Below are 24,790 nucleotides of genomic sequence, written 5' to 3' on the forward strand. Positions count from 1 at the left end.
CCGGTATTGCAACGGTATCGCAACGCATTACCGAATATTCCCTGGTAGTCACCAACGAACCTAAAAGCCGCGGTTGAGCGGAGGTGTGCCGGCAAAACCGCTGCGTACATCGCCCGCTGCGCTGCGGCTCATTTTTTTGCCTGACGAAGACATGAGCACCATTCCGATTACCAAGCGCGGCGCAGAACTCCTGAAAGCGGAGCTGCAACGCCTGAAGGCCGTCGAACGTCCCGCGGTGATCAATGCCATCGCCGAGGCGCGCGCGCAGGGCGATCTGTCGGAAAACGCGGAATACGACGCAGCCAAGGAAAAGCAGGCCTTTATCGAGGGCCGCATCCAGGAAGTGGAGGCCAAGCTGTCGGCCGCGCAGATCATCGATCCCACCCAGCTCGACACCGATGGCCGTATCGTGTTCGGCGCCACCGTCGACCTGGAAGACCTGGAGTCGGGCAAGTCGGTCCGCTATCAGATCGTCGGCGAGGACGAAGCCGATCTCGACAGCGGCAAGATCTCCGTCAGCTCGCCGATCGCGCGGGCGCTGATCGGCAAGTTCGAGGGCGATGTCGCAACCGTGCTGGCCCCCGGGGGCGAGCGCGAGTACGAAGTCATCACCGTCCGCTACATCTGAGGCGGCGCGCGCCGTGGTCTCGCCGTCCTCCCCGCTGCCGGGCCCGGCGTCCGCCGGCCAGCCGCTGCTGCCCCACCGGCTGTTCCTGCTGCTGACGGTGATCTGGGCCGGCAGCCTCTGGACGATCGGCTATCTGGTCGCTCCCACGCTGTTTGCCGTGCTGCCGAGCCGCGAAATGGCCGGCATGCTGGCGGGGCAGCTGTTCCGCACCGAGGCCGTGCTCGGCGTGGTGATCGGCGTGCTGCAGCTGGTGCTGTGCAACGTGATGATCCGGCGCGGCGCCACGCGCTACCGGGCGCTGCGCTGGCTGGTGCTCGGCATGCTGTGCTGCGTGCTGATTGGGTATTTCGGGCTGCAGCCCTTCATGGAGAGCCTGCGGCACAAGGCGCAGGCGATGGGGCTCGGCGTGTCCGAGTCGCCGTTCCGGGCGCGCTTCGGCATGCTGCACGGCATCTCGAGCGCCTTCTATCTGCTGCAGAGCGTGCTGGCGCTGGTGCTGGTCTGGCGTCTCGCCGGCCGGCGCACCGTGGCGGAGGACTGAAGGGACTTCCCCTCCGGGTGGTTTTTTGCCCCTCTCCGGCTTGCGGGAGAGGGGAGCACGGCACGGATCAGCCCAGCGACTTCTTCTTCTGGCTGGCCTGACGGCTGCGGGCGCGCTTGACGTTGCCGCCGGCGGTCACGCGCTCGTTGCCGAGCACACGGACCTCGTTGCGGGTCGGGCGGCCGCCCGGCTTGGCGGCGGGCTTGCGCACCGTGACGGTGCGCGGTGCCGCGCCGCGGCGAGCCGGCGCCATGCGGCCGAGGTCCTGCGGCTGGTTCTCCTTGAGCCGCGCGGGGCCGGGACGCCAGACCACCAGCAGCTTGCCGATGTGCTGGATCGGGGCGGCGCCGAGTTCATCGCAAATGGCTTCGTAGATGGCGATGCGGGTGTCGCGCTCGTCGCCGAACACGCGGATCTTGATCAGTTCGTGGGCCGCGAGGCTGCGGTCGATCTCGGCCAGGACGGCACGGGTCAACCCCTCGGCGCCGATCATCACGACCGGGTTCAGGCCGTGGGCACGGGAGCGGAGTTCGGAGCGCTGGGCGGGATTCAATTGAAGGGCAGGCATAGTCAGGCAGGAATAGGGGCGACGCCGGTAAAGGCGGCTGCGAAGTCGGCTGGAAATTCGGCCGGTAGGGCCTCTTACGTCGCAAGGGCGTCGCAACGGCGCGTATTATCCGTCAAACCGTCACGGTCTGGCGGCGAAATCACGAGAAATGGCCAAGAACAAGTTCAGGCAGTCGTGGCTGCACGACCATATCAACGATCCCTACGTCAAGCTGGCGCAGCGCGAAGGCTATCGCGCGCGCGCGGCCTACAAGCTCAAGGAGATCGACGAGCAGGACAAGCTGATCCAGCCGGGGCAGGTCATCGTCGACCTGGGCGCGGCGCCGGGCAGCTGGAGCCAGTATGTGCGCAACAAGCTGGCGGCCTCGCCCCGGGCGCGGGAAGGGCATATCGACGGGGCGGTGGTCGCGATCGACCTGCTGCCGATGGAGCCGGTCGCCGACGTGACCTTCATCCAGGGCGACTTCCGCGAGGAGGCGGTGTTCCGCCAGCTCGAGCAGATCGTGCTGGAGGCCTCCGGCGGCAACAAGATCGACCTTGTTTTGTCCGATATGGCCCCCAATTTGTCCGGTGTGGCCTCGGCCGATGCGGCGCGCATCGAATATCTGTGCGACCTGGCGCTCGAATTCGCCCAGGCCCATCTGAAACCCGATGGCGCGTTGCTGGTAAAGTGCTTCCACGGCAGCGGCTACAGCCAGATCGTCGAAAAGTTCAAGCGCCAGTTCAAGGTGGTCGCCAAGCGCAAGCCGAAGGCCTCGCGGGACAAGTCCTCCGAAACCTTCATTCTGGGGCGCCACCTGAAGTCGCCGGGCTGAAATTGCCCGGCTGCGTGGCGGAAGCCGCCGGACCGCCCGGCACGGGGGCCGGGCACTGCCCATGGACCCGAAGCCGGGCACCATTTGAGCCGTTGCCGGTCTGAGTGTCGTCCCGCATTGGCCTACGGGCTGTCGGCCGCTGGCGCTATCGCTATCGGTCCGATAGGGACGCTTTTCGCCCCCCGGGGCGGCGCTGCATTACAATGCAATGCAGCTATCGTTGGCAAGGCATTCGCAAAGGAGTTCGGCCTTGAATAACAACCTGTTTCAAAAGGCGGCAATCTGGCTCGTGATCGCGCTGGTGTTGTTTACCGTCTTCAAGCAGTTCGACAAGCCCCGTGCGCAGGAAAGCGTCACCTATTCGCAGTTCATGGATGACGCCAAGAACGGCAAGGTGAGCCGCGTCGACGTACAGGGCCGAAACCTCGTGGTGACGCCCAAGGAAGGGCAGAAATACACCATCATCTCGCCGGGCGACATCTGGATGGTCGGCGACCTGATGAAATACGGCGTCCAGGTGACCGGCAAGGCCGATGACGAGCCCAATGTGCTGGTCCAGGCCCTGTACTACCTCGGACCGACCCTGCTGATCATCGTGTTCTGGTTCTACATGATGCGGCAGATGCAGGGTGGCGGGAAAGGCGGCGCCTTCTCGTTCGGCAAGTCGCGTGCGCGCCTGATCGACGAGAACCAGAACGCGGTCACCTTCCAGGACGTCGCCGGGTGCGACGAGGCCAAGGAAGAAGTGGTCGAGCTGGTCGACTTCCTGAAGGACCCGCAGAAGTTCCAGAAGCTGGGCGGACGCATTCCGCGCGGCGTGCTGCTGGTCGGCCCTCCGGGTACCGGCAAGACGCTGCTGGCGCGCGCCATCGCAGGCGAGGCCAAGGTCCCGTTCTTCAGCATCTCCGGTTCGGACTTCGTCGAAATGTTCGTCGGCGTCGGCGCGGCCCGCGTGCGCGACATGTTCGAGAACGCCAAGAAGCAGGCCCCCTGCATCGTGTTCATCGATGAAATCGACGCGGTCGGCCGCCATCGCGGCGCCGGCATGGGCGGCGGCAACGACGAGCGCGAGCAGACGCTGAACCAGATGCTGGTCGAGATGGACGGCTTCGAGGCCAACTCGGGCGTGATCGTGATCGCCGCGACCAACCGTGCCGACGTGCTGGACAAGGCCCTGCTGCGTCCGGGCCGCTTCGACCGCCAGGTCTTCGTCGGCCTGCCGGACATCCGCGGCCGCGAGCAGATCCTGAAGGTCCATATGCGCAAGGTGCCGATCGGCAACGATGTCGACGCGTCGGTGATCGCGCGCGGCACGCCGGGCTTCTCCGGCGCCGACCTGGCCAACCTGGTCAACGAGGCCGCGCTGTTCGCCGCCCGTCGCAACAAGCGCGTGGTCGACATGCAGGACTTCGAGGACGCGAAGGACAAGATCTACATGGGTCCGGAGCGCAAGTCCACGGTGATGCGCGAAGAGGAACGCAAGGCGACCGCGTACCACGAGTCGGGCCATGCGGTGGTGGCCAAGCTGCTGCCCAAGGCCGACCCGGTGCACAAGGTCACGATCATGCCGCGCGGCTGGGCGCTGGGCGTGACCTGGCAGCTGCCCGAGCATGACAAGTACTCGAAGTACAAGGACAACATGCTCGACGAGATCGCCATCCTGTTCGGCGGTCGCGCCGCGGAAGAGGTGTTCCTCAATGCGATGAGCACCGGGGCGTCCAACGACTTCGAGCGCGCCACCAAGATCGCGCGCGACATGGTGACCCGCTTCGGCATGAGCGACACGCTGGGCACGATGGTCTATGTCGACACGGAGCAGGAAGGCCTGTTCGGCAAGATGTCGTCCAAGTCGGTGTCCGAAGTCACGCAGCAGAAGGTCGACGGCGAGATCCGCCGCATCCTCGACGAGCAGTACGCGCTGGCCAAGCGCCTGCTGGAAGAGAATCGCGACAAGGTCGAGGCCATGACCGCCGCGCTGATGGAATGGGAAACCATCGATGCCGACCAGGTCAACGACATCATGGCTGGCAAGCCGCCGCGTCCGCCGCGCGGCATGCCGGGCGCCAGCGGTGGCGGCACGCCGCCGTCGGGCGGCTCGCCGGTGACGCCGTCGAACGCGCCGGCCGCGGCCTGATCCGGGACCGTCCGGGACTGTCCAGTCAAAGGATGATGGCAGCGCTGCGCGTCACGCGCTGAGCCTCGCAAAGCCGGTGCCCCAGGGCACCGGCTTTTTTCGTCCCGACTGTCGTGCCGGCTTTGGTCCCGGCTTTCGTCCCGACTTTCCGCGCCACGTGCCTCGCCCGACGTCCCCGCATATTCCTTCCCCGCTTATTCAGGACCGCAACTTGTCGACCTCGTATTTCCAGTGCGGGCGCTATCGCTTTGCACGCGACCGCCGCCCGCTGGTCATGGGCATTCTCAACGTGACGCCGGACTCGTTCTCCGACGGCGGCCAGCATGCGAGCCGCGACGCGGCGCTGCGGCATGCCGAGCAGATGATCGCCGAGGGCGTGGACATCATCGATATCGGCGGCGAATCGAGCCGGCCCGGCTCGGCGTCGCTTCCGCTGGAGCAGGAGCTGGCGCGCGTGCTGCCCGTCGTCGAGGCGCTGCGCGGCTGCGGCAAGCCGCTGTCGATCGATACCTACAAGCCCGAGACCATGCGCGCCGCGCTGGCGGCCGGCGCCGACCTGATCAACGACATCTGGGGCCTGCGCATGCCGGGCGCGCTCGAGGCCGTGGCGGCAGCCGAGGCGGGCAATGCGGGACTATGCGTGATGCACATGCAGCGCGACCCGCAGACGATGCAGGAGGCCCCGCACTACGACGACGTGGTCGGAGAGGTCCGCGGTTTCCTGCGCGAGCGGGTCGATGCGCTGCGCGCGGCCGGCATCGACGACAGCCGCATCGTGCTCGACCCGGGCTTTGGCTTCGGCAAGACCGCGGATCATAATCTGCGCCTGCTCGGCGAACTGCCGCAGCTGGCCGTCGATGGCCTGCCGCTGCTGGCAGGGCTGTCGCGCAAATCGACGCTTGGCGCGATCCTTGGCGGACGGCCGCCGCGGGAGCGCGTCGCGGCCAGCATCGCCGCGGCTGTGTGCGCGGCCGAACGCGGCGCCTATATCGTGCGCGTGCACGATGTGCAGGCGTCGGTCGATGCGATCAAGACCTGGTGGGCCGTGCGGCAACAGCGCGTGGATGCCGCGGCCTGAGTCCGGGCACTGCATCGCCGCAACACCGCGAACCCCCTCACAACGCAAACACCTGAACCCGAATCAGAACAGGGAGAACGATCGGATGACACGTAAATATTTCGGCACCGATGGCGTGCGCGGCAGGGTCGGCGAGGCGCCGATCACGCCGGACTTCGTGATGCGGCTCGGCTATGCGGCCGGACGCGTGCTGGCGCTTGGCCAGCCGAGCTCGCAGGGCAAGCCCACGGTGCTGATCGGCAAGGACACGCGGATTTCCGGCTACATGCTGGAGGCCGCGCTGGAGGCGGGCTTTACCGCGGCCGGTGTCCATGTGCTGCTGACCGGTCCGCTGCCGACGCCGGGCATCGCCTATCTGACCCGCGCGCTGCGCCTGGCCGCTGGTGTGGTCATTTCGGCCAGCCACAATCCGTATCACGACAACGGCATCAAGTTCTTCTCGGCCACCGGCGACAAGCTGCCCGACGAGGTCGAACTGGCGATCGAGGCCGAGCTCGAGGCGCCGATGCATTGCGTGCCGTCCGACCAGCTGGGCCGCGCCCGCCGGATCGACGATGCGGCAGGCCGCTACATCGAGTTCTGCAAGAGCACCTTCCCGTACGACCGGGACCTGCACGGCCTGAAGCTGGTGGTCGACTGCGCGCATGGCGCCGCCTACCACATCGCGCCGCACGTGTTCCACGAGCTGGGCGCCGACGTGGTGTCGATCGGCAACCAGCCCAATGGCCGCAACATCAATGACGGCTACGGCGCCACCGCGCCCGACAAGCTGGTCGAGGCCGTCAAGGCCCAGGGTGCGGACCTCGGCCTGGCCTTCGACGGCGACGCCGACCGGCTGCAGGTGGTCGACGCCGACGGCCGGCTCTACAACGGCGACGAGCTGCTGTACGCGATCGTGCAGGACCGCATCGCCTGCGGACAAAGCGTCCCCGGCGTGGTCGGCACGCTGATGACCAATATGGCGGTCGAACTGGCCCTGCAACGCCAGGGCGTCCAATTCGTACGGGCCAAGGTCGGCGACCGCTACGTGCTTGAAGAGTTGGGCAAGCGCGGCTGGACGCTGGGCGGCGAGGGCTCCGGCCACTTGTTGTGCCTGGATCGTCACTCGACGGGCGACGGCATCGTGTCGGGCCTGCAGGTGCTGGCGGCGCTGCGCCGCAGCGGCAAGACGCTGGCCCAGCTGCTCGACGGCGTGTCGCTGTTCCCGCAGACGCTGATCAATGTGCGCGTGCAGAAGGGCTTCGACTGGCAGAACCATGCCGGCCTGCAGGCCGCGCGCGCCGAGATCGAGCCGGCGCTGGCCGGCAAGGGTCGGGTGCTGATCCGTGCCTCCGGCACGGAGCCGGTGGTGCGGGTGATGGTCGAGGCCGAACAGGCCGAGACCGCCGAACAGGCGGCCCGCAAGCTGGCCGACGCGCTGGCGACCTGACACGGCGCAAGGCAGTCAGCCGCCATGGAACGCCCGGCCTCGGCCGGGCGTTTTCCTTTGGCCCCCAGCCCCCACTCAACCGCCAGCAACCCACCGCCCGGTCACCTCCGCGGTCCTCCCAGCCACCCCAGCCACCCGCATCCGCTCCAGCTACCCCCAGCCGACGCCCCCTCGCTTGCCTTAAATGTCTCTTCAGAGAAATTTTCGCGATGTCATGGAACTGTCATAGAGGCCGCATACAGTTCGGGATGTCAAAAAACTGACATTCCCAACCATGTTCTCTGGAGGACATATGAAGCTGGTCAAGACTGCCGTTGCGGGCATCGTTTCGATGGTGGTAGCAGGCTCCGCATTCGCGGCAGAAATTACCGGTGCAGGCGCTTCTTTTCCGGCGCCCGTCTATTCCAAGTGGGCCGACGCATACCAAAAAGCTACGGGTAACAAGGTCAACTATCAATCGATCGGCTCGTCCGGCGGCATCAAGCAGATCAACGCCAAGACGGTCGATTTCGGCGCCTCGGACGCCCCGCTGAAGGACGAGGAACTGGCCAAGCAAGGCCTGGTGCAGTTCCCGACGGTGATCGGCGGCGTGGTGCCCGTGGTCAACCTGCAAGGCATCAAGCCGGGCGAACTGACCATCACCGGCGAAGTGCTGGCCAACATCTACCTGGGCAAGATCAAGAAGTGGGACGATCCGGCCATCAAGGCGCTGAACCCCAACGCCAAGCTGCCGAGCCAGGACATCCTGCCGGTGCGCCGCGCCGACGGTTCGGGCACCACCTTCATCTTCACCAACTACCTGTCGAAGGTCAGCGCTGACTGGAAGAGCTCGGTGGGCGAAGGCACCTCGGTCAACTGGCCGGGCGGCGGCACGGGCGGCAAGGGCAACGAGGGCGTGGCCGCCTTCGTGCAGCGCCTGAACGGCGCGATCGGCTATGTCGAGTACGCCTACGCCAAGCAGAACAAGATGACCCACGTGAAGATGAAGAACGTCGCGGGCGCGGTCGTCGAGCCGAGCGACGACGCCTTCAAGGCTGCCGCCGCCGGCGCCGACTGGAGCAAGTCGTACTACCAGATCCTGACCAACCAGCAGGGCAAGGACGCCTGGCCGATCGCCGGCGCGACCTTCATCCTGGTGCACAAGAACCAGGAAAAGCCGGCGCAGGGCGCGGAAGTGCTGAAGTTCTTCGACTGGGCCTACAAGAGCGGCGCCAGCATGGCGAGCGAACTGGACTACGTGCCGATGCCCGAGTCGGTCGTCAACCAGATCCGCGCGACCTGGAAGAGCAGCATCAAGGACGCCTCGGGCAAGGGCCTGTACTGATCGTCTGTCGATGCGAAGGGAGGGCGCAGTCGGCCCTCTCCCCAAGCCCTTCTCCCGCATGCGGGAGAAGGGCGCAAACCGGAATACTCCCTGCCATGGCGACCACGTCCGATCTTCCCGCCGTACGCGCACCCGGCCGCACCGGTGACATCCTGTTCGGTGGCCTGACCCGCGGCGCCGCCATCATCACGCTGATGCTGCTGGGCGGCATCATCGTCTCGCTCGCCATCAGCGCCTGGCCTTCGATCCAGGCCTTCGGCTTCAAATTCCTGTGGACCGCGCAGTGGGATCCCCCCGCGGATATCTACGGCGCGCTGGTGCCGATCTACGGCACGGTGGTGACCTCGCTGATCGCGCTGATCATCGCGGTGCCGGTCAGCTTCGGCATCGCGCTCTTCCTGACCGAGCTCTCGCCCGCATGGCTGCGCCGCCCGCTGGGCACGGCGATCGAGCTGCTGGCCGCGGTGCCGTCGATCGTCTACGGCATGTGGGGCCTGCTGGTATTTGCGCCGCTGTTCGGCGAATACTTCCAGAAGCCGCTGGCCGCCACGGTGGGCCAACTGCCGCTGATCGGGCCGCTGTTCCAGGGCGCGCCGCTGGGCATCGGCCTGCTGTGCGCGGGCGTGATCCTGGCCATCATGATCATTCCGTACATCGCCTCGGTGATGCGCGACGTGTTCGAGGTCACCCCGGTGCTGCTCAAGGAGTCCGCCTACGGCGTGGGCTGCACCACCTGGGAGGTGATGTGGAGCGTCGTGCTGCCCTATACCCGCGCCGGCGTGATCGGCGGCGTGATGCTCGGCCTGGGCCGCGCGCTGGGCGAGACCATGGCGGTCACCTTCGTGATCGGCAACACCAACCTGCTGGACAACGCCTCGCTGTTCTCGCCGGGCAACAGCATCACGTCCGCGCTGGCGAACGAGTTCGCCGAGGCCGGTCCCGGCCTGCATACCGCCGCGCTGATGGAGCTCGGCCTGATCCTGTTCTTCATCACCTTCGTGGTGCTGGCGCTGTCCAAACTGCTGCTGCTGCGCCTGTCGCGCAATGAGGGCAAGAAATGAATTCGACCAGCCAAGCGACCATGTCGACCTCGTCGATCCCGGCCGTCCACGCCGATGCCAACGAGGTGCGCGAGCGCCTGCAGGCACGGCGCAAGCGCATGAACGTCTACGCGCTGGCGGCCTCGCTGGCGGCGATGACCTTCGGCCTGTTCTGGCTCGCGTGGATCCTGTGGACCACGATCTCGCTGGGCATCGGCGGCCTGTCGATCGACCTGTTCACGCAGATGACGCCGGCGCCGAACACCGCCGGCGGAGGCCTTGCCAACGCCATCTTCGGCAGCTTCGTGATGGTGGGCCTGGCCACCGTGCTGGGCACGCCGCTGGGCATCCTGGCCGGCATCTATCTGGCCGAGTACGGCCAGAAGTCGCCGCTGGCCAGCTTCATCCGCTTCATCAACGACATCCTGCTGTCGGCGCCGTCGATCGTGATCGGCCTGTTCGTCTACGCGCTGGTGGTGGCCCGGATGGGGCATTTCTCGGCCTGGGCCGGCATCTGCTCGCTGGCGCTGCTGCAGATTCCGATCGTCGTGCGCACCACCGAGAACATGCTGAACCTGGTGCCCAATGCGCTGCGCGAGGCCGCCTTCGCGCTCGGCACGCCGAAATGGAAGATGGTGCTGTCGATCACCGTCAAGGCCTCGTACGCGGGCATCATCACCGGCGTGCTGCTGGCGGTGGCCCGGATCGCCGGCGAAACCGCGCCGCTGCTGTTCACCGCGCTGTCGAACCAGTTCTGGAGCACGGACCTGAACAAGCCGATGGCCAACCTGCCGGTGACGATCTTCCGCTTCGCCATGAGCCCGTTCACCGAATGGCAGCAGCTGGCCTGGGCCGGCGTGTTCCTGATCACGATCGGCGTCCTGGCGCTGAACATCCTGGCGCGCGTGCTGTTCAAGAAGAGCCAGTGAGCCAAACCGCGCAGCCTGCGAAACCACGAATCTACCTGCGAGACCCAGCATGACTTCGACCGTCATCGACATCCCCGACAGCGTCCGCGCCAAGATCGACGTGCGCAACCTGAACTTCTACTACGGACAGTTCCACGCGCTGAAGAACATCAACATGTCGATCCCGGACCGCAAGGTCACGGCCTTCATCGGTCCCTCGGGCTGCGGCAAATCGACCCTGCTGCGCACCCTGAACAAGATGTACGCGCTCTATCCCGAGCAGCGTGCCGAGGGCGAGATCAACATGGACGGCGAGAACCTGTTGACCAGCCGCAAGGACATCGCGCTGCTGCGCGCCAAGGTCGGCATGGTGTTCCAGAAGCCGACGCCGTTCCCGATGTCGATCTACGACAATATCGCCTTCGGCGTGCGGCTGTTCGAGAAGCTGTCGCGCTCGGAGATGGACGACCGCGTCGAGTGGGCGCTGTCGAAGGCCGCGCTGTGGAACGAGGCCAAGGACAAGCTGCACCAGTCGGGCTACAGCCTGTCCGGCGGCCAGCAGCAGCGGCTGTGCATCGCGCGCGGCATCGCGATCCGCCCCGAGGTGCTGCTGCTCGACGAGCCGTGCTCGGCGCTGGACCCGATCTCGACCGGCCGCATCGAGGAACTGATCGCCGAACTGAAGGACGAGTACACGGTGGTGATCGTGACCCATAATATGCAGCAGGCCGCGCGTTGCTCGGACTTCACCGCCTATATGTACCTGGGCGAGCTGATCGAGTTCGGCGAGACGGAGAAGATCTTCATCAAGCCGCACCGCAAGGAAACCGAGGACTACATCACCGGCCGTTTCGGCTGAGCACCAAGGCAGCCCTTCCAAGCAACGCCCGCCGTGCCGCGCGACGCGCCAGCATCCGCGGCCAGGAGAACATGATGACCGACAAGCACCTGTCGACCCAATTCGACGCCGACCTCAACGCGATCAATACCAAGCTGCTGCAGATGGGCGGCCTGGTCGAGGCGCAGATCGATACCGCGATGAAGGCGCTGGCCGATTTCGACGCCACGCTGGCCGAGCAGGTCATCGAGCGCGAGAACCAGATCAATGCGCTGGAGATCGAGATCGACGCCGACTGCGGCAATATCATCGCGCGCCGGCAGCCGACCGCGCGCGACCTGCGCCTCGTGATGGCCATCTCGAAGACCATCACCAACCTGGAGCGCGCCGGCGACGAGGCGGAGAAGATCGCCAAGCGCACCAAGCACATCATGGAAGAGACCGGCGCGCAGGGCATCAACTACGCCGAGGTCAAGCTGGCCGGCGACCTGGCGATCGCGCTGCTGCGCAAGTCGCTCGATGCCTTCGCCCGCCTCGATACGGTCGCGGCCGCGCGCATCGTCAAGGAAGACAAGGCGATCGACGACGAATTCCGTGCCTTCGTGCGCAAGCTGATCACCTACATGATGGAAGACCCGCGCACGATCTCGGTCGCGCTGGACTTCCTGTTCATCGCCAAGGCGGTCGAGCGCATCGGCGACCATGCCAAGAACATCGCCGAGTTCATCATCTATATCGTCAAGGGCACCGACGTTCGCCATACCTCGCGCGAGGACATGGAAAAGGAAGCGCTGAGCTGATCGGGCCGCACCGGTCGAACGACGCCGCGGTACCTGCCCGTTGTTCAGCTGCCCGGTCGGTACCTGGCCGTTGCGAGGCGCTTGCCGTACATGGCTCGCTGTATTTCGTCCGCTGTATATCGCCATCTCGCTGTTCCATCTGCCAATACCTGAACCTGCCAGAGAGCGGAGAACTCATTCATGCCTAGCAGTATTCTGGTCGTCGAAGACGAACCGGCCATCGCCGAACTGATCGCCGTCAACCTGCAGCACGCGGGGCACTATCCGATTCGTGCCTACAACGCCGAGCAGGCGCTGTCGCTGATGAGCGATGTGTTGCCTGATCTGGTCCTGCTCGACTGGATGCTGCCGGGCAAGTCGGGCGCGGTGTTCGCCAAGGAGCTGCGCAACAACGAACGCACCAAGCAGATCCCGATCATCATGCTGACCGCGCGCAGCGAGGAGCAGGACAAGGTCATGGGGCTGGAAGCCGGCGCCGACGACTACGTGACCAAGCCGTTCTCGCCGAAGGAGCTGCTGGCGCGCATCAAGGCGGTGCTGCGCCGGCGCGCGCCGCAGCTGACCGACGACGTGGTGGCGATCAACGGCCTGCGGCTGGATCCCGCCACGCATCGCGTCACCGGCGAAGACGAATCCGGCCCGATCAAGCTCGAGCTTGGCCCGACCGAATTCCGCCTGCTGCATTTCCTGATGACGCATCCGGAGCGGGTGCACAGCCGCTCGCAGCTGCTCGACCAGGTCTGGGGCGACCACGTCTTCGTCGAGGAGCGCACCGTCGACGTGCATATCAAGCGCCTGCGCGCGGCGCTGGCCCCCGGGGGCTACAGCGCGATGATCGAGACCGTTCGCGGCAGCGGCTACCGCCTGGCCCGTTCGCCGGGGCAGTGAGCGGCCGGCCTCGCGCGGTTTGCCGCGCGGTTGGCGGCCCGGGCGAGGCGGCTATTCTGTCGCCGCGCGGTTGCCTCGCCGTTGCGTCGCCGTTCCATTTTTCGTGGCACACTGCGGCCCATCCCGCCTGCGGCGGCCGGACCTGATCTCCACCGACGCCGTTCCCCGCCAGGCTGCCATCGCACGATCTCATGAATGTCATCTGGGCCCGATCCGCGGCCGTCCTGATCCTGCTGGCCATCGCCGCCGCGCTGCTCGCCGTCTTCGTCGGCGTGACCGCCGCGCTGGCGCTGACCACCGGCGCGCTGCTCGCGCTGCTTGTCTTTTATCTGTATCAGATCAACCGGCTGTGGAAGGTGCTCGACGCGCCGGCCTACGGCGAGATTCCGAGCGCGGTCGGGCTGTGGGGCGAGGTCTATTATCGGCTGCACCGCCTGGTCAAGCGCTGGCGCATGCAGGTGCTGCAGGTCGAGCAGCAGCACACGCGCTTCATCCAGGCCATCCAGGCCTCGCCCAACGGCGTGCTGATGCTGGACGACGCCGACCAGATCGAGTGGTGCAACGCCGTGGCCGAGCTGCATTTCGGCCTCAGCGCACGGCGCGACGCGCGCCAGCGCATCACGCACCTGATCCGGCGCCCGGAGTTTGTGCAGTACCTGATGTTGCAACGTTTCGACGAACCCTTGCAGATGCGCGACATGGGCGAACACAAGCAGAGCGTGCTGGCGGTGCAGGTGCTGCCCTATGGCGACAATCGCAAGCTGGTGCTGACGCAGGACATCACCAAGCTCGAGAACACCGAGTCGATGCGGCGCGATTTCGTCGCCAACGTCTCGCATGAACTGAAGACGCCGCTGACGGTGCTGACGGGCTTTCTGGAGACCGTGCGCGACCTGCCGGTCTCGGACGAGGATCGTCGGCGCTATGTCGACATGATGATGACGCAGGCCATGCGCATGCAGCATATCGTCGAGGACCTGCTGGCGCTGGCCAAGCTCGAGAGCGACATGCAGCCGCCCAGCCAGGATCCGGTCGATATCGGCGCGCTGGTGCACCACCTGGTGCATGACGCGCAGGGGCTGTCGCAGGGCCGGCACGAGATCACCGCCGACATCGACCGGGCGGTCGGCATCCGCGGCAACGAAACCGAGTTGCTGTCGGCGCTGGGCAATCTGGTGTCGAACGCGGTGCGCTACACGCCCGACGGCGGCCGCATCGGCATCGGGCTGTGCTATCGCGACGGCCACGCGGTGTTCTCGGTCAGCGATACGGGCCTGGGCATCGCCGCCGAACACATTCCGCGGCTGACCGAGCGCTTCTATCGCGTCGACCGCAGCCGCTCGCGCGATACCGGCGGCACCGGCCTGGGCCTGGCGATCGTCAAGCACGTGCTGTCGCGCCACCACGCCGAACTGCGCATCAGCAGCGAGGTGGGGAAGGGCAGCGTGTTCCGGGTGGTGTTCCCCGTCGATCGCAGCATTCACCAGCCGGGCGCGCGGCACGCGGCGTAGAGGCGGATCTCGGGTTGATTGGCGGACGAGGTACCGCCTTTCCTGCACGCCTTTCTCTTCAGCAGGAACCAGCAGGAAAGGCCGTGTGGCCCTCAGGCGAACATCCCCAGCAACTCCATCTGGCTGACCCGCCGTTCCTTCCCCTTGCCCGTCTGCTGGACATAGCTGCCGTCCGGCTGCATGACCCAGGCCGAGCCGTTGTCGCGCAGATGGACCAGCAGCCCTTCCTGGATCACGCGCGTCTTCAACGTCTTGTCGAGGATCGGGAAGGCGACCTCGACGCGGCGGAACAGGTTGCGGTCCATCCAGTCGGCGCTCGACAGATACAGCAGCTCGGTGCCGCCGGCCAGGAAGTAGTTGACGCGATGGTGTTCGAGGAAGCGGCCGACGATGGATCGCACCGTGATGTTTTCGGACAGTCCCGGCACGCCGGGCCGCAGCGCGCAGACGCCGCGCACGATCAGATCGATCTGCACGCCGGCGCGCGAAGCCTTGTACAGCTCCTCGATCACCGACGGCTCCAGCAGTGCGTTCATCTTGGCGATGATGCGCGCCGGCTTGCCGGCCCGCGCGTTGCGCGCCTCGGCCCGGATATGTTCGACCAGATTGCTCTGCATCGTGAACGGTGACTGCCACAGGTGCTTGAGCTTGATCGAGCCGGCCGTGCCGGTCAGCAGCTGGAACACGTGATGCACGTCCTCGCACACTTCCTCGTTGGCGGTCAGCAGCCCGAAGTCGGTGTACAGCCGCGCGGTGCGCGGATGATAGTTGCCGGTGCCCAGATGCACATAGCGGCGCAGCTTGGTCTGCTTGCTCTTCGGACCGGCAGGCTCGCGCCGCACGATCAGCAGCATCTTGGCGTGGCACTTGTGGCCGACCACGCCGTAGATCACGTGCGCGCCGGCTGATTCGAGGCGCTCGGCCCAGTTGATATTGGTTTCCTCGTCGAAGCGCGCCAGCAGCTCCAGCACGACGGTCACATCCTTGCCGTTGCGCACCGCGGTCATCAGCGCTTCCATCACCAGCGAATCGTTGCCGGTGCGGTAGACGGTCTGCTTGATCGCGACCACGTCCGGATCGTTGGCCGCCAGCTGCAGCAGGTCCAGCACCGAGCTGAAGCTCTCGTACGGATGGTGCAGCAGCACGTCGCGCTGGCGGATCACGTCGAACATCGGCGTGCCGCCGCTGAACGCCTTCACTGCGGCGGGGACGTGCGGCGGATATTTGAGGGCAGGGCGGTCGACCATGTCGGGGATCGACATCAGCCGCACCAGATTGACCGGCCCGCTGACGCGATACAGGTCCTGCTCGCCGAGCGCGAACTCGGTCAGCAGCCGCCGCGTCAGCGCCGGCGGCGTTTCGGCCGCGACCTCCAGCCGCACCGCGTCGCCGTAGTGGCGCGTCGGCAGTTCGCCCTGCAGCGCCTCGCGCAGATCGGTGATTTCGTCTTCGGAGACGAACAGGTCCGAATTGCGCGTGACGCGGAACTGATAGCAGCCGTCCACCTCGATCGCCGGGAACAGCTCGTGCACGAAGCCCTGCATGAACGAGGACAGCAGCACGAAGCCGTACGGATAGCCCGACAGCGACTGCGGCATCCGCACCACGCGCGGCAGCGCGCGCGGGGCCTGCACGATCGCAAGGTCCGCCTCGCGGCCGAACGCGTCCTTGCCGGACAGCTCGACGACGAAGTTCAGGCTCTTGTTCGAAACACGCGGGAAGGGATGGGCCGGATCGAGCGCGATCGGCGTCAGCACCGGACCGATCTCGCGCACGAAGAAGTCGCGCGCCCAGTCGCGCTGCGCGTCGTTCCAGACCGTGGTCATATGGAAGAACACGCCCTCGCGCTCCAGCAGGGGGAAGAGCACGTCCTGCAGCATGGCATACTGCGCTGCAACGAGGCGCTGTGTCCGCTCGGTGATCGACTGGTAGGTCTGCTGGAACGACAGGCCGTCCGGGGTCAGGCCGGACGGGTTGTCGCGCATCTGCTCCTTGAGACCGGCCATCCGGATCTCGAAGAACTCGTCGAGATTGCTCGACACGATGCAGATGAACTTCAGGCGCTCGAGCAGCGGCACTGCCGGGTCCGCTGCCTGGGCCAACACACGGGAGTTGAATTCCAGGATGCCGAGTTCGCGATTGAGCAGCGTACCGGGCGGGGTCGTCGACATGGGCATGACCTTCTTTGGGCGATGCGGCGACTTTTCCATAGAATCGTGTCAACTTGATGACAACGTGATTTTGTCATGACACCGACACGGCCAGGACATATTCTTCGTGCCTCGCGCGGCCCGCGATAAACGGAATGCAGCCGGTCCGCGTTTTCAGACTGCTATGACGATGAACAATACTCCACGCCTGCTCGCCGCCGTCGATATGGGTTCCAACAGCTTCCGGCTGATGATCGGCCGGGTGGACGAGACCCAGACCGCGACCGGTCCGGTCAGCCAGATCTTCCAGGTCGATGCGCTGCGCGAGCCGGTGCGCCTGGCCGCGGGCCTGACCGCAGACAAGTACCTGGACCAGCCGGCGCGGCGCCGCGGCGTGGAGGCGCTGCGGCGCTTCGGCGACCGCCTGCGCGAATTCTCGCCGGACCAGGTGCGCGCGGTCGCCACCAATACGCTGCGCGTGGCCAAGAACGCCTCCGAATTCCTGATCGAGGCGGAGAACGCGCTGGGCTTTCCGATCGAGGTGATCGCCGGCCGCGAGGAGGCCCGGCTGATCTATCTGGGCGCGTCGCACGATGCGCCGGCCTGCGCCGGCAATCGGCTGGTGGTCGATATCGGCGGCGGCTCGACGGAATTCATCATCGGCCATGGCTACACCGCCAAGTTGATGGAGTCGCTCTACATCGGCTGCGTCTCGCACAGCCGGCAGTTCTTCCCCAGCGGCAATGTCGATGAATACGCGATGAAGCAGGCCGAGCTGGCCGCGCGCCGCGAGATCCAGGTGCTGGTGCGCCAGTACCGCAGCGCAGGCTGGCAGCAGGCGGTGGGCTCGTCGGGCACCGCGCGCGCGCTGGCCGAGCTGATCGAGCTCAACGGCATGAACGACAACGCGCAGGAGCACGGCATCACGCGGGAAGGGCTGGAGCGGCTCAAGCGCGCGCTGATCAAGGCGGAGAACACCAACCGCGTGCGGCTGGTCGGATTGAAGCCGGACCGCATCCCCGTGCTGCCCGGCGGGCTGTCGATCATGCTCGGCGTGTTTGCCGAGCTCGATATCGACCGCATGGACGTCACCGACGGCGCGCTGCGCCTGGGCGTGCTGTACGACCTGCTCGGCCGCAGCCATCACGAGGACATGCGCACGGTGACGGTGGATCAGTTCATGCGCCGCTACGGCGTCGACCGTGCCCAGGCCGCGCGCGTGCGGCAGGCCGCGCAACGGCTGCTGGCCCAGTTTCCCGATCCGGCCAACGAACGGCGCGAGGACAATCTGGCGCTGCTGGGCTGGGCCGCCAGCCTGCATGAGATCGGCATGTCGATCGCGCACAGCAGCTACCACAAGCATTCGGCCTATATCGCCACGCATGCGGACATGCCGGGCTTTTCCAAGACCGACCAGGCGCGGCTCGCCACGCTGCTGCTCGGCCATGCCGGCAAGCTCGGCAAGCTGTCGGGGCGCGGCCGCTTTCTCGACTGGCGCATGCTGTTCAGCCTGCGGCTGGCCTTCGTGCTGTGCCGGCGGCGTGCCGACGTCGAACTGCCGGAGATCAGGGTCAGCCAGCGCGCCGACGCGCTGGAAGAGGGCTTCGAGGTGCGGCTGCCGAAGGCGTGGGTCGAGGCCAATCCGCTGGTCGAATACAGCCTCGGCAAGGAAGCCGACGAATGGGAGCGGATCGGGATCCGCTACAAGGTGGTGTACGTCTGAAGGGCGGGCAATCCGCCACCGGCAGACGCGTAGAGATTGCGCCGGTGTTCTACGTCTTCCGCTTGCGGGAGAGGGCTCCGGACAGTGCCCCCCGCTTGCGGGAGGCGGCGAGAGGAGACAGCGCGCGGCTGGCGCGCTGCCTCAAGCCCTCAACCTCTTAGCGCTGCAGCCCGAGGAAATGCCGCGCGTATCGCGGATTCATATCCCCGACGCGCAGCAGCGTCAGGAAGTCCGCCACGTTGAAGTCCGGATCCCAGGCCGGCATGCCGCAGATGCGTGCGCCCAGGCGCAGATAGCCCTTGATCAGCGCCGGCGGCTCGACTTCCAGATCCTGGTTCAGCTCGTGCACCGGCAGCGGCAGCCGGGGAAACGCGTGGTATTCGATCGGCGCCAGATAGTCGCGCGCGAACACGCGGCTCAGGCTCGCGGCGATATGGCCGCCGTCGTTGATCGGCACGCTCGCGCAGCCGAGCATCGACTCGATGCCCCAGCGCTGCAGGTACTCGCCCAGCCCGCCCCACAGCGCCATGATCACGCTGCCGGTGCGGTAGTCGCGGTGCACGCACGAGCGGCCCAGTTCGACCATCTTCGGCTTCAGGTGGGCCAGCCGGACCAGGTCGAATTCCGATTCGGCGTACAGGCAGCCGATGCGCTTGGCCTGGTGCGGCGGCAGCACGCGGTAGGTGCCCACGACCTTCAGCGTGGCGAGGTCGCGCACGATCAGGTGGTCGCAGTAGGCATCGAACATGTCGATGTCGAGCTCGGGCGACGAGGTCGACAGGCGCGCGCCCATCTCCTCGGCAAATACCTTGTAGCGCAGGCGCTGCGCTTCGACTACTTCGTCCTGGTGGCGCGCCCACGCCACGCTGAGAGCAGGCGCTGCATCTTGCTGCGCAACGGATTGGCGATGAAGACGCCTCCGGCCCGGATGGCCCGCCAGGCCATTGGGCAAGGAATCGAAGAGCGGCTGGGTAGGCGTCGGGAGGTCTCGCATCAGATGTCCTTTCGATGACAACATGGCTGCGAAACAATGTAGAGGGGAGCGGTGACAGAGCCGTGAACCGGCGATGACGGTTGCGTGACCGTGCTGCCGTGGCAGATGAGGGCGTGGCGGCATGAACCTGTCGCGACAGAGGACGTCGCGACAGAGGACGTCGCGGCATGAGGACGTCGCGGCATGAGGGCGTCGCGGCATGAAGGCGTCGCGGCATGAGGGCGTCGCGGCATGAGGGCGTCGCGGCATGAGGGCGTCGCGGCATGAAGGCGTCGCGGCATGAAGGCGTCGCGACATGACGGCGTGGCGACGATCACCTCGCCACGCAGCGCCGCCGGACGAAGGTCACAGGAATTCGGGATTGATCACCGCGCGCAGCACGACCTGGTCCTCGTGCTCGCGCGTGCGGGCCGTCAGCCACCAGATGCCGCTCTTGCGGATGCTCCAGCTGATCTCCGTGCCGGCGAGCAGCAGAGCCGCGAGCCGGCCGATCCAGGGCTGATGGCCGACCACGACCGTGGTACCGGCCGCATGCGGCCAGTCGATCGCCGCCAGCACGTCCGTGACATCGCTGTCTGGCGCCAGCGCGGGCACCACCAGCGCGTCAGCGCGCAGCGCCGCGGCGGTTTCGCGGCTGCGCTGCGCGGGGCTGCACAACAGCCGCGCATCGGGTGGCAGATGCGCCCGCAGCCAGGCGGCCGAGGCTTCGGCCTGCTTGCGGCCGCGGCGGGTCAGGGCACGTTGCAGGTCCGCGGCGCGGCCCATGCCGGCAACATCGGGGAGCGCTTCCGCTTCGGCGTGGCGCCACAGGATCAGGTTCATTGCTGGAGATCGGCACGGCGCGAATGCCGTGCGGTGGTCGTTCGTGTTGGAACTCCGGAAACCGGTACCGGCTCCGTCTGGATCGGTTCGACTGGGGTGTCCGGCCTGCGTTCGACGCGGCGTCCGGTCCGTGGTGTCGGCGCCGTCTTCCGGTGCGTGGCCGGCCAGTCGATGCCGCGGTCAGTATCGCGCACCGACATGGCGTGGGCAATGCGCCGCCATGCCGGTGACAGGATCATGTCACCGGGCGACGCGGGAGTATCGGCGGCGTCGATGACAGCACGATGACGGTCGCGCGACGGTCACAATGCGTGTCGTGACGGGACGACCGGCAACGGGACGACCGGCAAGGGTAAGGGAAGAGCGACGCCGGGGCGACCAGCAATGAAACCAGCGACGACGGGGCGACCGGCAAAAGGGGTAACGCTAAGAGCGACGACGGGGCGACCAGCAATGAAACGAGTGGCGACGGGACGACCGGCAAAGGGGCGACCGAAGGCGAGGGCCGTGTCGAACTTCAGGGGGGAGGGCGGCGCGGTCGATGCCAGTACACCGGCACCTCGAAGGGGTGCGGCGAGGCATCTTCCCGCCAGACGCGCGAACGCCACCGTCGCGGTCATTCGGATCGAGTGACCGCGTGCAAGCTGCGCTGGGTGGGAGGCACGACGCGGCCAGGCGACGAGCAGAATCGCGTCGTCGCCGCGACGCCGAACAGGAGCGAAACCGTTGGACCGGGCGGTCCGGTATCAGCTCTTGTGACGGAAGTTGATGCGACCCTTGGTCAGGTCGTAGGGCGACATTTCCAGCGTCACGCGGTCGCCGGCCAGAATACGGATCCGGTGCTTCTGCATCTTGCCCGATGCGTAGGCCCAGATTTCCACGCCGTTTTCCAGCAGCACGCGATAGCGGTTGTCGGGCAGCGCTTCCGAAACGACGCCGCCGAATTCAATGAGTTCTTCCTTAGCCAAGCTTCCTTCCTTTGTGGCTCCATGATGGGCAGCCGGACGGCCGCCTTTGCGGATGCGCGATTATAGCACGAACGCACCTGCAGCATTTTGGGTTCCGGGCGCCTGCCTTTAGTTCCCGTACGCGGGCGGGAACCGGCGAAACGTGGCGTCGGCGCGGCAGGCTTTGTGAACCGGCGGCGATAAAAGCAGAGGGAAAATCGGGCGGAATAGTCTCCGCCTGGGAGTGCCTTTGCCGCCACCAAAGAGGTGTGGCCCGCCCTGCACGATTCGAACGTGCGACCGCTCGCTTAGAAGGCGAGTGCTCTATCCAACTGAGCTAAGGGCGGTCGGAAGAGAAAAAGGGTTAGCCGGCCGTGGCCTGCTAACCCTTGTCGTTCTGGTCGGGGCGACATGATTCGAACATGCGACCCTCTGATCCCAAATCAGATGCGCTACCAGGCTGCGCTACGCCCCGAAGCCGCGCATTGTATCCGTCGGCACTGCGGCGGTCAAACGCGATCGGCGGTGCACAGACAGCCCGGTTATCCGTCCCTGTTCGCCCCTGTTCGGCCCTCTACGACCTTACTCGCCTTCCGGCAGGCTGGCGCCGACGATATTGAAGCCCGCGTCGACGTACGTGATCTCGCCGGTCACGCCGCTCGACAGGTCCGACAGCAGGAAGGCCGCGACGTTGCCGACTTCCTCGATGGTGACGTTGCGGCGCAGCGGGGCGGCTTCCTCGAAGTGGCCGAGCAGCTTGCCGAAGCCCTTGATGCCCGAGGCGGCCAGCGTCTTGATCGGGCCGGCCGAGATGCCGTTGGCGCGGATGCCGCGCGGGCCGACCGAGGCGGCCAGGTAGCGCACGCTGGCTTCCAGCGACGCCTTGGCCAGGCCCATCGTGTTGTAGTTGGGCACCACGCGTTCGCTGCCCAGATAGGTCAGCGTCAGCAGCGAGGCCTTGTCCGACAGCAGCGGCAGCGCGGCCTTGGCGAGCGCCGGGAAGCTGTAGGCCGAGATGTCGTGGGCGACGCGGAACGCCTCGCGCGACAGGCCGTCGAGGAAGTCGCCGGCGATCGCCTCGCGCGGGGCGAAGCCGATCGAATGGACCAGGCCGTCGAGCTTGTCCCAGCGCTGGCCGAGCGCGGCGAAGGTGGCGGCGATCTGCTCGTCGCTCGACACATCGCATTCGAATACCAGATCGCTGCCGAATTCCTTGGCAAAGTCCTGGATACGGTCCTTGAAGCGCTCGCCGACATAGGTGAAGGCCAGTTCCGCGCCTTCGCGCTTGCAGGCCGACGCGATGCCGTAGGCGATCGAGCGGTTCGACAGCAAGCCGGTGATCAGGATCCGCTTACCTGCCAGAAATCCCATAAGTTCTCCATGGTGGTCTTGTGATGCGCGTTCGCGGCGCGCCGGCGTGGGGCACGCTGCCGGGCACGGTTCGTGCTGAGCCTCGCCGGGCCGCAGGGCCGGATGACCGACCCGCTTGCCGTACCGGATCGCCGATGGCGAGCGGGCAGGCCCGTTGCGGCCGCGGCCACGCCGCGTACTGGAATGTCCGGATGGCTGGAACGCCGCCGAACGAAGGTAAAATTGTCGCACAACTTGGCCCGGGCACCGACCGCGGCCGTACTTGGCAAGCGAAGTTCTGGGGGAGGGCATCGACCGGATGCAAAGGCAAGCAGCAGGGCCGTTTTCGGCATGGCATCGTATCCGGGCGCGGACTCGCACCGGCCTGGTCCAGATGCTGGCACGGTCCGCCGCAGCCGCCCTGGTGGCCGCGCTGTTGCCGACGATGCCGACCACGGCATGGGCCGCGCACGGCTTCGCGCTGCACGGCGACCTGAAGTACCCGCCCGACTTCCACCATTTCGACTACGTCAATCCCGATGCCCCCCGCGGCGGCACGCTGACGTTGGCGAATCCGGACCGGCGCACCAGCTTCGACAAGTTCAACCCGTTCACGCTGAAGGGCGTCGCCGCGCCGGGCCTGACCTCGCTGATGTTCGAGTCGCTGCTGATCGGCAGCGCCGACGAGACCGCCAGCGCCTACGGCCTGCTGGCCGAAGACGTCACGGTGGCCCCCGACGAGCTGTCGGTGACCTTCCGCATCCATCCGCAGGCGCGCTTCCACAACGGCGATCCGGTGCTGGCCAGCGACGTCAAGTATTCCTTCGACATGCTGATGAGCAAGGCCTCGAGCCCCGGCTATCGCAGCATGTGCGCCGACGTCAAATCGCTGACCGTGATCGACGACCGGACGGTGCGCTACGACTTCAAGCAGCGCAACGGCGAGCTGCCGCTGATCGTCGGCTCGCTGCCGGTGTTCTCGCGCAAATGGACGGCCAAGGTGCCGTTCGAGAAGCTGACCTTCGAGACGCCCGTCACCAGCGGTCCCTATCTGATCGAGCGCTACGACGCCGGCCGCGGCATCATCTACAAGCGCAATCCGAACTACTGGGGCAAGGACCTGGCGGTGCGGCGCGGCACCTTCAACTTCGACCGCGTGGTGTACCGCCTCTACAAGGACGAGACCGCGCGGTTGGAGGCCTTCAAGGCCGGCGAATTCGACGCCATCGTCGAGTACCGCTCCAAGAGCTGGGCCAAGAGCTATGTCGGCAAGCGCTTCGCCAACGGCGAGCTGATGAAGACCGAATTCCCGCACCGCAATGGCGCGGGCATGCAGGGCTTCGTGATGAACATGCGCAAGCCGCTGTTCCAGGACGTGCGCGTGCGCCAGGCGCTGATCCTCGCGCTGGATTTCGAATGGCTGAACCGGCAGCTGTTCTACGGCGCCTACAAGCGCCTCGACAGCTGGTTCTCCAACAGCGAGCTGGCCGCCAGCGCAACCTTCGACGGCCGTCCCGGCCCCGGCGAGCTGGCCTTGCTGGAGCCGCTGCGCGACCAGCTGGCGCCCGAGGTATTCGGTCCCATTGTCACGCAGCCGACCACCGAGCCGCCGCGCTCGCTGCGCGACAACCTGCGCGAGGCGCGCCGGCTGCTGGCGCAGGCGGGCTGGACCTATAGCGACGGCGCGCTGCGCAACGCCAAGGGCGAGCCCTTCGTGTTCGAGTTTCTCGACGACGGCGGCGCGATGAGCCGCGTCATCACGACCTATGTGCGCAACCTGGAAAAGCTCGGCATCCAGGTCCATCAGCGCACCACCGATTTCGCGCTGTACCAGAAGCGGCTCGAAGACTTCGACTTCGACGTGGTGTCGATCCGCTTCCCCGATTCGCAGAGCCCCGGCAACGAGCTGCGCGATCGCTTCACCAGCGAGGCGGCCTCGATGCCGGGCTCGGACAATCTGTTCGGGCTGAAATCGCCCGCGGTCGACAAGCTGGTCGACCAGGTGCTGCGCGCGCATACGCGCAAGGACCTGATCAATGCGTCGCGCGCGCTCGACCGCGTGCTGATGCACGGCTACTACGTGGTGCCGAACTGGTACAGCGCCTCGCATCGCGTGGCCTACCGGCGCGAGCTGGTCTATCCGCAGCGGCTGCCGTACTACTACACGGCCGAGGGCTGGGTGCTGAGCAGCTGGTGGCGCAGCGATGTGCCCGCTGCGCAGGCGAAGGCGGCCCAGGCGACGGCGGCCGAAGCGAAGCCAGGCCCGGCCAAGGCGGCGCGCTGACCGCGGCGATGGCCGCGAC

General features: G+C 66.5%; 21 protein-coding genes and 2 tRNA genes. 15 read left to right on the forward strand and 8 right to left on the reverse strand.

The genetic code is table 11. The annotated features are described in order from the left end of the window. Positions 1-151: 151 nt before the first annotated feature. Both greA and K7G19_RS13305 read left to right on the forward strand, forming a co-directional pair. A complete protein-coding gene (gene greA, locus K7G19_RS13300) occupies positions 152-628 on the forward strand; it encodes a transcription elongation factor GreA (RefSeq protein ID WP_149319831.1) in 477 nt (158 codons plus the stop codon). 67 nt (positions 629-695) lie between these two features. Next, positions 696-1,169, forward strand: coding sequence for a DUF4149 domain-containing protein (locus K7G19_RS13305; protein WP_149319874.1), 474 nt, complete (start codon positions 696-698; stop codon positions 1,167-1,169). A gap of 67 nt (positions 1,170-1,236) precedes the next feature. Here the strand turns inward: K7G19_RS13305 and K7G19_RS13310 are convergent, their stop codons facing one another. Beyond that, on the reverse strand, positions 1,237-1,737 hold the full coding sequence (locus tag K7G19_RS13310) for a YhbY family RNA-binding protein (RefSeq protein ID WP_150082652.1): 501 nt from the start codon (positions 1,735-1,737) through the stop codon (positions 1,237-1,239). 148 nt (positions 1,738-1,885) lie between these two features. Here K7G19_RS13310 and K7G19_RS13315 point away from each other — a divergent pair, with 148 nt between their 5' ends. The 11 genes from K7G19_RS13315 to phoR all read left to right on the forward strand — a co-directional run bounded on the left by K7G19_RS13315 (position 1,886) and on the right by phoR (position 14,501). Next, positions 1,886-2,551, forward strand: coding sequence for an RlmE family RNA methyltransferase (locus K7G19_RS13315; RefSeq protein WP_149319833.1), 666 nt, complete (start codon positions 1,886-1,888; stop codon positions 2,549-2,551). A gap of 250 nt (positions 2,552-2,801) precedes the next feature. Beyond that, positions 2,802-4,685 carry an ATP-dependent zinc metalloprotease FtsH gene (ftsH, locus tag K7G19_RS13320; RefSeq protein WP_006576612.1) on the forward strand — a complete coding sequence of 628 codons (1,884 nt, stop codon included), beginning with the start codon at positions 2,802-2,804 and terminating at the stop codon, positions 4,683-4,685. A gap of 211 nt (positions 4,686-4,896) precedes the next feature. Beyond that, complete coding sequence (gene folP, locus K7G19_RS13325; RefSeq protein ID WP_226107626.1) at positions 4,897-5,763, forward strand: dihydropteroate synthase; 867 nt, start codon at positions 4,897-4,899, stop codon at positions 5,761-5,763. Between the two features lie 85 nt (positions 5,764-5,848). After that, on the forward strand, positions 5,849-7,192 hold the full coding sequence (gene glmM, locus K7G19_RS13330) for a phosphoglucosamine mutase (protein WP_226107628.1): 1,344 nt from the start codon (positions 5,849-5,851) through the stop codon (positions 7,190-7,192). Between the two features lie 292 nt (positions 7,193-7,484). Beyond that, complete coding sequence (gene pstS / locus K7G19_RS13335; RefSeq protein ID WP_149319836.1) at positions 7,485-8,516, forward strand: phosphate ABC transporter substrate-binding protein PstS; 1,032 nt, start codon at positions 7,485-7,487, stop codon at positions 8,514-8,516. Positions 8,517-8,611: 95 nt separating this feature from the next. Beyond that, entirely contained in the window at positions 8,612-9,577 is a 966-nt protein-coding gene (gene pstC, locus K7G19_RS13340) for a phosphate ABC transporter permease PstC (protein WP_226107630.1), read from the forward strand. Further along, on the forward strand, positions 9,574-10,485 hold the full coding sequence (pstA, locus tag K7G19_RS13345; protein ID WP_150082649.1) for a phosphate ABC transporter permease PstA: 912 nt from the start codon (positions 9,574-9,576) through the stop codon (positions 10,483-10,485). The genes pstC and pstA overlap by 4 nt, the downstream gene beginning before the upstream one ends. A 49-nt stretch (positions 10,486-10,534) precedes the next feature. After that, complete coding sequence (gene pstB / locus K7G19_RS13350; protein WP_006576607.1) at positions 10,535-11,323, forward strand: phosphate ABC transporter ATP-binding protein PstB; 789 nt, start codon at positions 10,535-10,537, stop codon at positions 11,321-11,323. Between the two features lie 74 nt (positions 11,324-11,397). Continuing rightward, a complete protein-coding gene (gene phoU, locus K7G19_RS13355) occupies positions 11,398-12,102 on the forward strand; it encodes a phosphate signaling complex protein PhoU (RefSeq protein ID WP_006576606.1) in 705 nt (234 codons plus the stop codon). A 180-nt stretch (positions 12,103-12,282) separates the two neighbouring features. Then, positions 12,283-12,990 carry a phosphate regulon transcriptional regulator PhoB gene (phoB, locus tag K7G19_RS13360; protein WP_149319839.1) on the forward strand — a complete coding sequence of 236 codons (708 nt, stop codon included), beginning with the start codon at positions 12,283-12,285 and terminating at the stop codon, positions 12,988-12,990. Between the two features lie 191 nt (positions 12,991-13,181). Continuing rightward, entirely contained in the window at positions 13,182-14,501 is a 1,320-nt protein-coding gene (gene phoR, locus K7G19_RS13365; protein WP_149319840.1) for a phosphate regulon sensor histidine kinase PhoR, read from the forward strand. Positions 14,502-14,593: 92 nt separating this feature from the next. Here phoR and ppk1 read toward each other — a convergent pair whose 3' ends face one another. Continuing rightward, positions 14,594-16,711 carry a polyphosphate kinase 1 gene (gene ppk1 / locus K7G19_RS13370; RefSeq protein ID WP_149319841.1) on the reverse strand — a complete coding sequence of 706 codons (2,118 nt, stop codon included), beginning with the start codon at positions 16,709-16,711 and terminating at the stop codon, positions 14,594-14,596. 130 nt (positions 16,712-16,841) lie between these two features. Between ppk1 and ppx the strand changes: the two genes are divergently transcribed. Beyond that, positions 16,842-18,374, forward strand: coding sequence for an exopolyphosphatase (ppx, locus tag K7G19_RS13375; RefSeq protein WP_226107632.1), 1,533 nt, complete (start codon positions 16,842-16,844; stop codon positions 18,372-18,374). A 157-nt stretch (positions 18,375-18,531) separates the two neighbouring features. On the opposite strand, the gene K7G19_RS13380 is transcribed toward ppx, so the two are convergent. The 6 genes from K7G19_RS13380 to fabI all read right to left on the reverse strand — a co-directional run bounded on the left by K7G19_RS13380 (position 18,532) and on the right by fabI (position 22,508). After that, the gene (locus K7G19_RS13380; protein WP_149319843.1) at positions 18,532-19,368 is read right to left on the reverse strand and encodes a GNAT family N-acetyltransferase; all 837 of its coding nucleotides are present in this window, start codon (positions 19,366-19,368) and stop codon (positions 18,532-18,534) included. A gap of 345 nt (positions 19,369-19,713) precedes the next feature. Next, entirely contained in the window at positions 19,714-20,190 is a 477-nt protein-coding gene (locus K7G19_RS13385) for a histidine phosphatase family protein (protein WP_149319844.1), read from the reverse strand. Positions 20,191-20,936: 746 nt separating this feature from the next. Continuing rightward, entirely contained in the window at positions 20,937-21,158 is a 222-nt protein-coding gene (gene infA / locus K7G19_RS13390) for a translation initiation factor IF-1 (RefSeq protein ID WP_006578938.1), read from the reverse strand. Positions 21,159-21,407: 249 nt separating this feature from the next. Continuing rightward, positions 21,408-21,484: transfer RNA gene (locus K7G19_RS13395), tRNA-Arg, on the reverse strand. 51 nt (positions 21,485-21,535) lie between these two features. Beyond that, positions 21,536-21,612: transfer RNA gene (locus K7G19_RS13400), tRNA-Pro, on the reverse strand. Positions 21,613-21,719: 107 nt separating this feature from the next. Next, positions 21,720-22,508, reverse strand: a complete 789-nt coding sequence (gene fabI, locus K7G19_RS13405) for an enoyl-ACP reductase FabI (RefSeq protein ID WP_006578939.1) — start codon at positions 22,506-22,508, stop codon at positions 21,720-21,722. A gap of 373 nt (positions 22,509-22,881) precedes the next feature. Here fabI and K7G19_RS13410 point away from each other — a divergent pair, with 373 nt between their 5' ends. Further along, positions 22,882-24,771, forward strand: coding sequence for an extracellular solute-binding protein (locus tag K7G19_RS13410; RefSeq protein WP_149319845.1), 1,890 nt, complete (start codon positions 22,882-22,884; stop codon positions 24,769-24,771). Positions 24,772-24,790 lie beyond the last annotated feature (19 nt).

It is taken from the genome of Cupriavidus sp. DB3 (genome assembly GCF_020418465.1).
Taxonomy (GTDB): domain Bacteria; phylum Pseudomonadota; class Gammaproteobacteria; order Burkholderiales; family Burkholderiaceae; genus Cupriavidus; species Cupriavidus cauae.